This is a genomic window from Gilvimarinus chinensis DSM 19667 (genome assembly GCF_000377745.1).
In the GTDB taxonomy this organism is placed as follows: Bacteria; Pseudomonadota; Gammaproteobacteria; order Pseudomonadales; family Cellvibrionaceae; genus Gilvimarinus; species Gilvimarinus chinensis.
Genome location: NZ_KB898717.1, coordinates 19,088 through 30,843, shown reverse-complemented (window position 1 = coordinate 30,843; position 11,756 = coordinate 19,088). Strand labels below are relative to the sequence as shown.

Here is an 11,756-nt window from a genome sequence, read left to right as displayed (position 1 = left end):
TTAAGCGCCCTGGTGGTGAATACCGGAAAGTCTCCACATTAGGTGCCCTGGCGGCTGCATACCGGAAAGTCTCCACATTAAGTGCCTGGCGGGTGAATACCGGAAATTCTCCATATTAAGCGCCTTGGTGGATGCATACCGGAAATTCTCCACATTAAGCGTCCTGGTGGGTGAATACCGGAAATTCTCCACATTAAGCGCCCTGGTGGTGAATACCGGAAAGTCTCCATATTAAGGGCCTTGGTGGTGAATACCGGAAAGTCTCCACATTAAGCGCTATTTTCTGTGGAAAAGGCTGTTTAAAACAGCCGGAATCTCTCCATTTTAGTTAGCCGGAAGTTCTCCACTTATTACCGGAATTTCTCCATTTTTAATGCCGGAAGTTCTCCACCTATTACCGGAATTTCTCCACGTAAATTCCCATTAAAGCTAGAATTCATCGGGCTTTGCGGCCAGCTAAAAACAAGATATAAAAACAAGAATATACAAACAAGGATAAAATGCTGAATTGTAAAAAGCTAAAGTTACGCACACCTACCCTCCGCCATCCATGGCTTCGCCCCGCTTCGCGGCCTATGCGCGGCATCCATGCCGCTCTAAAAATGCCGGGGCAAAGCCCCTTGTCTTTATAAACCGCTCCAGAAACATAAACCGTAATATAAGTTATATCGGTATGACACAAGGGGGCAGCGCTTCGCGCTTGAGATAAAGGCGCTTCGCGCAAATAAAAAAGCCCGGCATAGCCGGGCCTTTAAGAGATTAAATTTAATCTTAATTTTCAATAGCAGACATACCGATAATCTCAACCTCTTTAATTGGAACCTCGATCACTCCGCCGCTATCTAATTCAATCACTAAGTGTCCTGACTGTTCAGGTTCTCTCATAAGAACAAACCCGTCTTGCTTATCAAATGACACTTGAAGTCTCACGAGAGGTTTCTTTGCTTTAGTTTCTGTTGGTGGGTTTTCAGGATTACTGGAGCCTTGCCCGCCTTCAATTTCTTCTTGTTCACCCTCGGAGCCTTCGCCCTGCCCTGCTGTGTTCTCGTTTAACAGGTTTTTCTTTGTTTTCTCAATTTTTTTCGCTAGATCCTGAGCATCGTGGTACGTAATTTTACCCTTATCTGCGATCACCTCATTAATTGCTTTTTCGGTGGCCTCCGGGTCTTTTTTGTAGGCGGTTAAAAGTCCATAAAGAATTGAAAACTCAGTAGCATAACCGTTGTCCCATAATGTCTGAATAAATGTGGGTGGGTTTGCTAACGCCATGTGTTTCGATACCCAGCCGGTATCCCTTGAAAGGCGTTGGGCTATATCTTTCTGTTTAAATCCTTCCTCTTTCTTGCGCACGATGAAGGCCACCATGTCTTTTGTGGTGAGCCCTTCCCTAATTAGGTTCTCAATCACACCATTCCAATCGGTGTGTTGATCTTGAACGATTGCCGGGATTAATTTTAGATCCGCTTTTTTGCCGCAACGGTGCCGGGTGTGGCCTTTGTTGATGATCCATTTTTCGTGCTGCTCTGACCACCGGACGGAAATTGGATCTTGTACACCTGTGCCCCCGTCTTTCGCCTGTTGGCGAATGTTTTCAGTTAGCCAGGCTTCAAACTCTTTATCGCGCTGTTGCCTGACGTTTGGCTGGTCGGGATCTTCTATAACATCGTCAATGGGTAGTAGTAGTGGCTTGCCGCTATCAGCTTGGCCGCCCTGCTCTGAAAATGCGGCTTCTAGCTTTGTCGAAAGCTCTTGCTTTTCGCTTTCTAAGGTTTCGATGCGCTTTTTTGCTTGGCTCAGCTCTTCGCTTTGGTCTTCTTTAGAAACCCCTTCTAATAATGCGTCGAAATCATCCATCGTACTGCCCCTTAAGCTTCTTCAGTTTGTTTTTTTACGCCCATTTGAGACTCAATAAAGTCTAGCGCCGCCCTAATCTCTTCAGTCGCCTGCTTGGCGGCTGAACGCTCTTTTTGCATTTCCCAAATGGGTAAGCCTTTGCCTAATGCTTCAGAGATAGAGCTTCGCTGCACAACGGGCGCTTTAATAATTTTGTCTGAAAAATGCTGAAGTAATTTTTTGAGCTTTTCTTTCTGGCGGTTGTCCCGTGTGTTCATCCGGTTTGGAATCATCCCGAGATACTTCAGGTTAGGATTGTGTCTTGATTTAACGCCTGCGATTGTTTGTTGAAGCTGCTCAAGCCCGCTTATTGAATAATCTTCAATCTCAATTGGCGAGTAAACAAAATCCGACGACACCAACGAGGCGATTAACCCAAGGCCTAGTGTTGGCGGGTTGTCCATGACACAGTAATCAAACTTGTCACCAAGTTTGTCTAAATGCTCACGGAAAATAAAAGGTGCCTCAGTTTCAAACCTGGCAACTTTAGATAATGATCGGTCAGCAGCCACTAAAGTGATGGGGGTTTCTGGTTGGAAGTCTGGCAAAGGCGTCGATTCATACAACTGAATTGTTTTAAATGGTGCCAAAGTCGTCATGCTGTTTTTCTGTAGGGTGTAGCTGCTGTTCCCTTGAGGGTCATTATCAATGAATAAGACCTTAAACCCCTGCTCGGCCAAGCTAAGCCCCTGGTGACAGCTTAGGGCCGTTTTCCCTACGCCGCCTTTTTGATTTGCAACTGATGCTCTGATCATTACTGCCCCCTAATGGGTGTTTGAATTTGTTTGCGCGAAGCGCCTTTTTCCTTAGCGCCAGCGGTGCGCTGTGCCGCTGTATTCTTACTATAGCCGCAAGGGGCTATATTGTAAAGTTTCAGTGCTGAAACTTTTTTGCATTTCAGGGGCTAAGTTTCAGCGCTGAAACTTTCATCCTCTGAGGTCATGTATTCATTGCACTGACCGCACACTGGATCTATACCAGCTTTACCCCAGACGGAGTAATGCTGATTGGGGCAGCTGTATTTGACTCGCTTCCCCCCGGTACTTTTTTTGGTGCTTCCTGAAATTCCGCCTTCGGTAGCCTTTCCGGTTGGTTCTCCGGTGAATTCTACAGCTTCAATTTCTGTCTCCAAGCGCTCAACCCAAGAAAATGAGAATTTTTTTTCAATTAGGCTTTTTGTGTACTGCTCGAAGATTCCGCCAGAGATTATCTTGTGGGTTACTGTATCCCCGGTTTCTCTATCCGGGTTTTTTGTGTTGTAGGGCTGCAAGCCGACAGCTTTCATTTTTTCAGCCCACTCTTTATTGTGATAGCGACCCCTGCCTGGTGTTCCGAAATGGTCTTGCCATACGTGACACATTTCGTGAACTAATGTGCTAAGTGTTTGCTCAACTGTTCGTTGCGGCACGTATGTTGGGTTTATTGCAAGTTCATCTGTATAACCGCCGTCTTGGTTTTTCCAGCGTTGCCCGGCGTGATAACCGTAACTCGATTTTATTCTTGCGTACGTAATGATGCAGTCGGGTAACTCAGACGAAAAAAGTTTTTCGTTGTAAAACTCGTATGCGTCTTGAAACTCCTTGTAGCTTTCAATCGTAGGTGAGCCCATATTTCCCCCGCGTTTAATGTGCATTCCATTTCTTATGTATAAGTGTAATGCACATTACATCTTTCGGATAGAGCCTGGTTTCAATCATCTGGCCTTCGGCGCAAATAAGGATTGCCCAAGGGCATCTTTTCACCAAAACCATAAAGAATAGGGGAGGGTGGACTATTGCAGGATATGACTTTTGTGTCCAAGTGTGTTACACTTGGTCAAAAGTCGGCACTAAAGTGCCATCCTGCCCGCATAGCGGGTAGTCCACCCTCCCCCTATTCTTTAAAAGTTTCAGCGCTGAAACTTTGGGTTTTGGAGTTAATGGAATGGCTACTATCAATTTCCGTTGCAGCGATGAATTGAAAGAAGATTTGTCCGCAGAGGCAAAAAAGCTTGGTTTCACTTCACTAAGTGAATACATGGTTTCACTCGTTCAGGGCCGGACGGCGGCACCAAAACCTAAAAAGAGTAGGGCGGTTCTTACGCCTGTGGGGGTAAATGGCGTTGCAGCAAAAACCAGAGTAACCCCAGATGAAAAGCGAAAATTAGTTGAGTTAGCCCAATCGGAAGGTGAGAGCGAGAGCTTTATTCTTTTGAGGCAAATACGAATATTGATTACGAATGGCCCGCACTTTTCAAAGGCTGAGCTAGCAGCGCTTAGGGCGGCAACAAATCAATTGACTGCGATTGGCCGCAACCTTAACCAGATTCTTATTAAGATAAATTCGGGCCAACTAAAAGACTCCCCCTTAACTTATAAGTACATCGGTCAAATTAAGGATTATGTGGCAGAGCAGGCCGGGGCGGTCAGGGATTTAAGCCGGAAGACTAAGCAGAGGGTTGTTGAATGAGTGAAAAGGATACCCCGTTTGATCGTCTGAAGATTGATAAGAATAGAGGGCGAGATATTGATTTTGGCCCTGGCGGTGTTAAGCGCGCCGCTAGAGCATCCCAGAATCTACCCCAGGCAGTGGTAAAGGTGTCTAGTTTCAGTCATGGTCAGGGGAGGGCGGGGGCGCATCTAAGCTACATCAGCCGGAACGGTGATTTAAGCGTTGAAGATCCACAAGGCAACAAGTTACAAGATGCCGAAGAATTGAAAGAGAGAATGGAAGAGTGGGCGTCTGACTTTGATTCTCGGAAACGCTCAAGGGATACGGTCAATATTGTACTGTCTGCCCCCAAAGATTCTGAGCTAGGAGCGGTAGAGAGGTCGGTAAGGGCTTTTGCTCAAAAAGAATTTGGTCAATCGAACGATTACCTGTTTGCCATACATAACGACACAGACCACCCGCATGGTCACTTGATGGTGAAAATGCGAGGTTACGATGGTGAAAAATTAAATCCAGGCAAGACCGATTTGAAGCGCTGGAGAGAGTCGTTTGCTGAGTCTCTGAGGGAGCAGGGGATTCAAGTTGATGCAACTACCAGGGCCGAAAGAGGGCAAGGGAAGAAAGGGCAGCGTCAGGCTCTTTATCACCTTAGAAAACGAGAGACGCCAAATGTAGATCGGGAGGCGGTACGGCAATTGATTGTTGATGCAAGAGCTGGCGTCGATCAGGCTGCAAAGCCTTGGGCGTTGGCTGCGAAAGCGAGAACTGAAGAAGTGCGCCAGGGCTACGCACAAATGGCTGATTCCATTGGTCGAGAGGCAAGAGCTCAAGGTAATAAGGGAATGGCGGCTATTGCTGAGAGTATTAGGCGTCACTCAAGGTCGATACCTACACCGAAGACGCGAGCTGAAGAGTATCAGCAGCAGTTTAAGGCTTCGAAAGGTGTGGGGCGCGATGGAGATATAGAACGTTAGACAATGGGCTTGAATAGATTGATTTATGCTCAGTTTAGGTGTTCAATGAGATATAGGTATTGGAGGTATTTATGTCTAGCACTGTAAAAGATGGTTTGGAATGTCGGCAGGGCCCACGTAAAAAAGGCCCCAGCTTTGTTACTGTGCGCCCAGCTAAAGCCCGCGGGTCTGTATTGCCTGAGAGGCTTAGGAGCGGCGGTGTTATTCCTGCCGTTAAAAAACAAGCTAAACCTCGTACTGATGCGCAAAACATTGCGGACGCATTACGAAACCCAACTGAAGAAGATAGAAACCGTTTCTTGGAATATATCGCTAACCATTAAGAAGACTCATGGATGAAAACAAAGACCGGCCAGAATTTCACATGCTGGCCGGGCCCAATGGGGCCGGTAAATCTACGCTCTATAAAACTGTAATTGCCCCTCGTACAAAAGCCCCCTTTATCAATGCGGACGAAATTCAGAAAAATGAGTTACCTGATACCACTGAAAAAGGTGCTTATCAGGCCGCAATCATTGCAGAAGAAAGACGACAGCAGCACTTAAAAGACGGACATAGCTTTGTGTCTGAGTCTACTTTCTCACACCCATCGAAAGTTGAGCTGGTCAGAAAAGCAAAGGCACAAGGCTTTACCGTCCAGTTGTATCACATAAGCCTAGAAAGCGCTGAAAAGGCCGTGGAGCGCGTTAGTGATCGTGTGGGTAAGGGTGGCCACCCTGTTCCCGAGGACAAGATTAGAGGGCGTTATGAGAGGAATCCAGCGTACATTAGGCAGGCTGCTAAAGAATCTGATTCGGCTTTTGTGTTTGATAATAGTGTGGAAGGGCGTTTACCTGAATTAGTCGTAGAGATGCGCAATGGTATTGTTGTAAAAGCATCTAGGGATCGTCCTCAGTGGGTTGAAGAGGCATATAAACCTGACTTAGAAAAGTGGCGGTCTTTGGAGTCTTCACACTCTCAGCTATCCAAGACATACGGCAGAAATTTCAAGCTGGGTGTCGCGGCTGGTGATTCAGGGGCGCGTTACAAGGGTGAAATTATTCACGACTCTGACCACTACACGATTCAAAAAACTAACCAGGGAAGGGCGTTGCTGAAGGCTACTGCGCATGACAAAAGCTTGCTATCTAGTGTTCCAGAAGTAGGTTCATTTGCCACTATTAATTATCGCGGAGTAGGGCTGGCTTCGGTAAAAGTCGCCACTAAAAATAAAGGCGTAGGAAAAGACGAGCCGGAGCGCTAGTTATTCCAATATGGTCTAATGGGGCTATATTATTTTATGAACATTGTTCGTATACTGACACTGTAATTTAACGCAGGGCAGGGCGGCTGCCACCGCCTTACCCTGCTAATCAAACCAACAGAAGGGTGTCGGTATGACTAAGCAAATCGTAACACAAAAAAGTTTTTCTCAATTCGTTGAATCTCCAGGTATGTTTCTGACTTGGTACAGCCTTTCTTTAAAAGGCGCTGCGCCGTCCGTTCATTCCTCGCTTACCCAAACTGCAAAAAGATATTTAAAACGTTATAGCGAGCTTTTGAACAGCTACCGAGAGGCTAAGGCAATTTCTTTTCTTTCACCAGTAAGACGATTTAAGGCAATTTTAAAAGCAAGAGAATCACTAATGTTTTTTTTGTCTCAGTTTTTTAATTGGATAGTGAAGTCGCTTGGTGTAGTAATCACGGGGGCTCGATAGTGGAGAATGTACTTAACGAGCTTTCGGAGTTGGTAGCTAACTCTCGAAAAGAGCTTTCGTTAATAAAAAGTGGTGGACAAGGGGTGCCATCAAAGGTTGTTCGTACTCGACAACTTTTACAAGATTTGTCGGTAGGTTATAGAAATCTGACTACGCACTGCGGTGCTGCCGAAAATATTTATAGTCCAGCTCGGTGGGAAATTATGGATTATTTATCATCGCTGACGGATAGCAACGGTGAGCCATTGAAGGGCAGAGGGGTAGAGTGAGGAACAATCTATATCTCGAATGGATAAGAAGTTAACCCAAAAGAATTCGGCATGATTGACTCTCAAGACGTAAAAAGATTTAGGCAGTCCGTAGCTGACAAGTTCACGTTGAACATTACAGATGCGCAAAAGCTTTGCGCTGAATGGGCTAAGATATCGCATCGTAACTGGCAGCAATGGGAGAGCGGGGAAAGAAGGCGAATCAATGAAGCATCTTGGGAGTTGGTTCATTTGAAATTCAAAAGCGCAGTTAATGATTAAAGATTAGTAGGGATATACAGATGAATAATTTCTCTAAGGGTTTCGTTGCGTGTTTCCTGCTCTTGGTTTTCGCTCCAGCTCTTTTTAGTTGGAATATTCAGAATGTCGGGCCTGGATTAGTTTTTTTACATGTTGGTTTTTTGCCAGCATTACTCTACACGGTTGGAATACCGTTTTTGGTCGGACTAGCCAATAATAATTGGCGGATTCCTCAGCAGGGCTAAGTATGGATCGAGGGAAAAACACATGAAAATTTATAAAAAGGAGAGCTTAATGAAGTTTCAATTTATAACAATCGTATTCAGTATTGCGTTAAGTGCAAACATCGCCTTAGCTAATGATACCCAGTGCAGTACTATTAAGAGTGAGAAAGAGAGGCTGTCGTGCTACGACTCGATGGCATCATCAAATAAGAATGACAATGTTGGAACCGGTGATTGGATCATTAAAGATCAAATTAATCCAATTAATGATACTAAATCCGTAATTGTTGGTCTTAGACCACACACAGGAAAAAATAAGTATGGTAATGCGCCTGCTCTAATGTTTCGCTGTATAAATGGTGAAACAGATGCCCTTGTCGCCTGGCATGCGTTCATCTCGAATAAAGAAACCAACGTAACTACCCGTATTGGTGATGATGAAGCGGAAACTCTTACTTGGAGAATTTCACGAGATTACAAACAAACAGGCCATCCGAAGCCAATAGAATTCATTCGTGAGGTAATGAAGGCTGATAAATTAGTTATACAGGTTAGTCCTTATAGTGATTCATCCATTACTACTATCTATGACACTACTGGTTTAGAGAATGCCATTAAGCCGCTAAGAGATGTATGTGACTGGTGATCAGTAAAATGTGAGTGGCTATAGGATTTATCACATGGACAAGTTAGCTCTTATATTGGTTTCTATTACGTTCGCGATATTTGTGGGATATGGAATTCCTTTTATCTGCTCGGCGGCCTGCTCTTGGATTGAAAGAGGAAAGAAACCAGTGCGCCGCCGCAGATTAGTTACTTTCGCCTTATCTATAGCGTGTATTGGCTTTATATTTGACCAAGCATACAGAATTGATCGAATGTGGGTAGAGGTTGATGCTAGCGTGGTTACAGTTTGGGCGAAGATGTCACAAACGTTTTCTATGATTTTATTCTCTATGGGTTTGCTAGGATCTTTGATGATTGCTGTATATGCGGCCTGGTGTATTTTGGGAAATAGGCCCATAATCCGTTAAAATATCATTTGTACGGATTATAGGTTTGCCCTACTATGCCAAAATACGGACAAGCAAGAGTTCCCACACCCGCTGAAAAGCGTCACCTTTTCGATGTCATAAAGCAACATCGACACCCGGAAAAAAACACCGCCATAATGCAGATAAGCTTTAAGCTTGGGTTGCGAGCCCAGGAAATTGCTTTACTTCAAATCAAAGAGGTGTGTCGGCTCAGTAAAGCATCTAAATCGACACCACGCACGTTCGAGCTACACCAAATTATGGCTTTGCCTGCGGCATACACAAAGGGGGCTGATGCCCTTGGCCGCTCGGCAAAAAAATATGAACGCAAGTCTGTTAGTTTTAGTGTTGATGAATTTAATCGCGTGGTGGAGCAAATAAAAGCATTGGCGGTTGCCGGGGCAAAGATTGATCCTGAGTCATTTTATCCCCCAGTAAAAAAGCATAAGGGTAAATCTAGGGATCTGCCTTTGGTTGATTTGGAGCTTAGGAATTCACTTACCGAATATTTAGCGCTACGACTTGAGCGTGATCCAAACGTTAAACCGGGCGACCCACTATTTATAAGCCAGAAAGGCGGTTCATACTCTCCCAACACTCTTCAAGAACATATGGCTTTGATGCTTAGAGATTGGGCAAAAATTGAAAAATCTAGCTCCCATAGTGGCCGTAGGGCACTGATAACGGATGTGATACACAAACAGAAAAAATCCGTAAAAGTGGCTCAAAAGATAGCCGGACATGTAAGTCCATCGACGACCATTATTTACGAAGAGCCGCCAGAAGAAGAGCTTGCAGAGTCATTGAAAGATTTGGGCTAACCTCAGTTCTTATACGCTCTTTGGTGTCAACTTGTGACAGATTAAATATGGGGGTTGCCAATAAGGATAAAAAACCGGCCAAGTTTCATCTTGGCCGGATAAACCTTACTGATGCTTTCGCACCAACAAAATTTTTAGTGTTGTTGTACACGCAATCAAGCTCGCGCCTATTACAAACAGTAGTAGATTAGTGAGAAAATCTGCTGTGTTACCACTACCAGCAAAATAGATATAGTCTACTGCGTGCGGTATCACCTGCTTGATAAACGCTAAGCAAGAAAGGTGTACGACACTATCTGAGGTAAATACCCTCATATTACTACCCTCTTTTTTATTTTGATTTTATTTTGGGGTCTATTGAGTTAAGGAATCGCAAAATGTTGATTGAGACCCTAACTCAATATATATGGGCTTGATTCTTGATTCTTCAAGATCAAGTGTGATTCTTTGGAGCATATTGATGCCGTTGCAATGCGTGTTATTTTTCTGTTTTTTAGTTGCTCTTACTTTTGGCTTATGGGGTCTCTCTGTCTTTGTGGCATATATGGCAGAAATTAAGGCGTTAGAACTAGTTAGTGGTTTCGGTAGCCTCCTCTCCGGAGTGAGCGCAGCTGTAATGGCTTTTTTGGCTTATGTGGGTGTCAATGCATGGAAGCGGCAGCTCAAGAGTAGTAAGTACCTTAATCTAATTTGGGAAGCGTCAGCAGCGCTTAGAGGTGTAAAAGCTCATAAGATAGACTGGTATTGGAGTAACGTCTTTGAGGGCTACGATGATCTTTCAGACTTCAAAGGTAAGCTTGATGTGGCATTTAATGAATTTGAATCCTCCTGTAACTCATTAGACGCTATAGTGACCAAAAATCATTGGCATTGGGCAAACTTATGTGGAGACTTGAAAACGTTGTGCTCTCTAATTGAAGAAAAAATGGATAGCAAATCACTTGATGTCGGCTGCATAAAACATAACCAAGAGCTAGCAAAATTAAATTTTGATTTTGACCGTTTGGCACTTGATATAGAGAGAAAATTATCTTTTCTTGAAGATGAATATTTATGAATTCAAAAATAAAGATATATGTAGATCAGAATATCGTTAGCCCGTTTTATAATGATCCTGTCGATTTCAAGGTTCCTGAAATTATTGAAATTGTCTTTTCCTCAGCTCTGCTTGATGATTTTAAGGCGGCAGATAAACCGGAAAAGCACTTAGCCTCGTTGGAGGCTATGGGCGCTATAATGGTTAGCGCGAACCCTTTGGATATAGATTTTACTTTTAACCGCAATGTGGATTTGGAAGTGGAACTGTCGCGAGTTACCGTTAAAGATCGGTTATTCTCGTTTGACACATCGCGCGCTCATTCGTCTTCTGGTCAGCACAAGGAAGCTAGTAGAGACGAGATTGAGCGAGCAATGAAGCAATTCCAGGACTCTAGAAATGACAACGCAAGTGTCTTAAATCAATTTGTTAATCCTCTTTATGAGGTAATGTTGAAAGGACTCTTGGAAATGATAGAGTCAACCCCTCCAATAGAGAAAGGGAGTCCATTGCCGGGATTACTTAGCAAAAATTATGACCGGCGCACTGCCATTAAAGATATTTGGAATGATCTCCCTAGCTCTGAGAAAGAGCTATACCCAACACCAGATATTTACTTTGGATTTGAGAGTTCAGGCAGGAGTGTTCCGATACTCGCAGGAATAGATACTTGTTGCGTAATATTTGACCGTCTCGCGTACTATGCGGAACCAAAAAGAAAAAGACCTTTGAAACAGAATAACGTTCAGAACGACTCTAAACACATAGGCTACGCGACACAATGTGATATTCTTCTTTCGTCGGATAAAAATCTCATATATAGAGCTGAGACAATATACTCACATTTGGAGATTGACTGTCGGCCAGTGCTAGTAGAGCCTGGTACGCGCCTGACAGAAAAATTCCTACAGGAGCTTATATATTAAGTACTGATGTGCTCAAGCCTTTGTATTAGCCCTTCGCGGAATATATCAGAAGACGAGGATTTGGCTATAAATCTCAGAAACTGGTGGGCGCTAAAGCCTCTTAAGTCTCCTGCTTTGATCATCATTTTAATAACAGCGGCGCTCTCAGCGTCGCCACACTCTACCGCTGCCGAATGTGCTTCATCGAGTAGCGAGTGGGTTTTTTCATCCAT

At 44.2% G+C, this 11,756-nt stretch carries 16 protein-coding genes; 12 read left to right on the top strand and 4 right to left on the bottom strand.

Annotated features, from left to right (window positions below; all coding sequences use genetic code 11):
- Positions 1-771: 771 nt before the first annotated feature.
- The 3 genes from D568_RS0118220 to D568_RS0118210 all read right to left on the bottom strand — a co-directional run bounded on the left by D568_RS0118220 (position 772) and on the right by D568_RS0118210 (position 3,526).
- A complete protein-coding gene (locus tag D568_RS0118220; RefSeq protein ID WP_020211049.1) occupies positions 772-1,854 on the bottom strand; it encodes a ParB/RepB/Spo0J family partition protein in 1,083 nt (360 codons plus the stop codon).
- Between the two features lie 11 nt (positions 1,855-1,865).
- Positions 1,866-2,648 carry a ParA family protein gene (locus D568_RS0118215; RefSeq protein ID WP_020211048.1) on the bottom strand — a complete coding sequence of 261 codons (783 nt, stop codon included), beginning with the start codon at positions 2,646-2,648 and terminating at the stop codon, positions 1,866-1,868.
- Between the two features lie 149 nt (positions 2,649-2,797).
- Entirely contained in the window at positions 2,798-3,526 is a 729-nt protein-coding gene (locus tag D568_RS0118210) for a SprT-like domain-containing protein (RefSeq protein ID WP_020211047.1), read from the bottom strand.
- Between the two features lie 290 nt (positions 3,527-3,816).
- Between D568_RS0118210 and D568_RS21305 the strand changes: the two genes are divergently transcribed.
- The 12 genes from D568_RS21305 to D568_RS0118160 all read left to right on the top strand — a co-directional run bounded on the left by D568_RS21305 (position 3,817) and on the right by D568_RS0118160 (position 11,544).
- Positions 3,817-4,341, top strand: a complete 525-nt coding sequence (locus D568_RS21305) for a hypothetical protein (protein WP_020211046.1) — start codon at positions 3,817-3,819, stop codon at positions 4,339-4,341.
- Positions 4,338-5,297: a relaxase/mobilization nuclease domain-containing protein gene (locus tag D568_RS20730; RefSeq protein ID WP_020211045.1), complete on the top strand. Its 960-nt coding sequence runs from the start codon at positions 4,338-4,340 to the stop codon at positions 5,295-5,297. The genes D568_RS21305 and D568_RS20730 overlap by 4 nt, the downstream gene beginning before the upstream one ends.
- Positions 5,298-5,368: 71 nt before the next feature.
- Positions 5,369-5,620: a hypothetical protein gene (locus D568_RS0118195; RefSeq protein ID WP_157498011.1), complete on the top strand. Its 252-nt coding sequence runs from the start codon at positions 5,369-5,371 to the stop codon at positions 5,618-5,620.
- An 8-nt stretch (positions 5,621-5,628) separates the two neighbouring features.
- A complete protein-coding gene (locus tag D568_RS21605; protein WP_020211043.1) occupies positions 5,629-6,540 on the top strand; it encodes an ATPase in 912 nt (303 codons plus the stop codon).
- A gap of 133 nt (positions 6,541-6,673) precedes the next feature.
- On the top strand, positions 6,674-6,994 hold the full coding sequence (locus D568_RS21780) for a hypothetical protein (RefSeq protein WP_157498009.1): 321 nt from the start codon (positions 6,674-6,676) through the stop codon (positions 6,992-6,994).
- A 320-nt stretch (positions 6,995-7,314) separates the two neighbouring features.
- Positions 7,315-7,524, top strand: coding sequence for a hypothetical protein (locus D568_RS0118185; RefSeq protein ID WP_020211042.1), 210 nt, complete (start codon positions 7,315-7,317; stop codon positions 7,522-7,524).
- Positions 7,525-7,544: 20 nt separating this feature from the next.
- Entirely contained in the window at positions 7,545-7,748 is a 204-nt protein-coding gene (locus D568_RS21775; protein ID WP_157498007.1) for a hypothetical protein, read from the top strand.
- Positions 7,749-7,770: 22 nt separating this feature from the next.
- The gene (locus D568_RS0118180; protein WP_020211041.1) at positions 7,771-8,373 is read left to right on the top strand and encodes a type VI secretion system-associated protein TagO; all 603 of its coding nucleotides are present in this window, start codon (positions 7,771-7,773) and stop codon (positions 8,371-8,373) included.
- Between the two features lie 34 nt (positions 8,374-8,407).
- Positions 8,408-8,761, top strand: a complete 354-nt coding sequence (locus D568_RS21770) for a hypothetical protein (protein WP_157498005.1) — start codon at positions 8,408-8,410, stop codon at positions 8,759-8,761.
- Positions 8,762-8,796: 35 nt separating this feature from the next.
- Entirely contained in the window at positions 8,797-9,582 is a 786-nt protein-coding gene (locus tag D568_RS0118170; protein WP_020211039.1) for a site-specific integrase, read from the top strand.
- 439 nt (positions 9,583-10,021) lie between these two features.
- A complete protein-coding gene (locus D568_RS0118165) occupies positions 10,022-10,639 on the top strand; it encodes a hypothetical protein (RefSeq protein ID WP_157498003.1) in 618 nt (205 codons plus the stop codon).
- Positions 10,636-11,544 (top strand): hypothetical protein, encoded by a 909-nt coding sequence (locus D568_RS0118160; RefSeq protein WP_020211037.1) that lies wholly within the window; start codon positions 10,636-10,638, stop codon positions 11,542-11,544. Before D568_RS0118165 ends, D568_RS0118160 begins: the two co-directional genes overlap by 4 nt.
- On the opposite strand, the gene D568_RS0118155 is transcribed toward D568_RS0118160, so the two are convergent.
- Positions 11,541-11,756, bottom strand: a complete 216-nt coding sequence (locus D568_RS0118155) for a hypothetical protein (protein WP_020211036.1) — start codon at positions 11,754-11,756, stop codon at positions 11,541-11,543. The two genes, D568_RS0118160 and D568_RS0118155, sit on opposite strands and share 4 nt — an antisense overlap.

Bases quoted from the DNA above. Each gene is read 5' to 3' on its own strand.
- D568_RS21770 (WP_157498005.1), top strand. From the start codon at position 8,408: ATGGACAAGTTAGCTCTTATATTGGTTTCTATTACGTTCGCGATATTT.
- D568_RS0118170 (WP_020211039.1), top strand. From the start codon at position 8,797: ATGCCAAAATACGGACAAGCAAGAGTTCCCACACCCGCTGAAAAGCGT.
- D568_RS0118215 (WP_020211048.1), bottom strand. From the start codon at position 2,648: ATGATCAGAGCATCAGTTGCAAATCAAAAAGGCGGCGTAGGGAAAACG.
- D568_RS0118210 (WP_020211047.1), bottom strand. From the start codon at position 3,526: ATGCACATTAAACGCGGGGGAAATATGGGCTCACCTACGATTGAAAGC.
- D568_RS0118180 (WP_020211041.1), top strand. From the start codon at position 7,771: ATGAAAATTTATAAAAAGGAGAGCTTAATGAAGTTTCAATTTATAACA.
- D568_RS0118155 (WP_020211036.1), bottom strand. From the start codon at position 11,756: ATGGATGAAAAAACCCACTCGCTACTCGATGAAGCACATTCGGCAGCG.
- D568_RS21605 (WP_020211043.1), top strand. From the start codon at position 5,629: ATGGATGAAAACAAAGACCGGCCAGAATTTCACATGCTGGCCGGGCCC.
- D568_RS0118160 (WP_020211037.1), top strand. From the start codon at position 10,636: ATGAATTCAAAAATAAAGATATATGTAGATCAGAATATCGTTAGCCCG.
- D568_RS20730 (WP_020211045.1), top strand. From the start codon at position 4,338: ATGAGTGAAAAGGATACCCCGTTTGATCGTCTGAAGATTGATAAGAAT.
- D568_RS0118220 (WP_020211049.1), bottom strand. From the start codon at position 1,854: ATGGATGATTTCGACGCATTATTAGAAGGGGTTTCTAAAGAAGACCAA.
- D568_RS21775 (WP_157498007.1), top strand. From the start codon at position 7,545: ATGAATAATTTCTCTAAGGGTTTCGTTGCGTGTTTCCTGCTCTTGGTT.
- D568_RS21780 (WP_157498009.1), top strand. From the start codon at position 6,674: ATGACTAAGCAAATCGTAACACAAAAAAGTTTTTCTCAATTCGTTGAA.
- D568_RS0118195 (WP_157498011.1), top strand. From the start codon at position 5,369: ATGTCTAGCACTGTAAAAGATGGTTTGGAATGTCGGCAGGGCCCACGT.
- D568_RS0118185 (WP_020211042.1), top strand. From the start codon at position 7,315: ATGATTGACTCTCAAGACGTAAAAAGATTTAGGCAGTCCGTAGCTGAC.
- D568_RS21305 (WP_020211046.1), top strand. From the start codon at position 3,817: ATGGCTACTATCAATTTCCGTTGCAGCGATGAATTGAAAGAAGATTTG.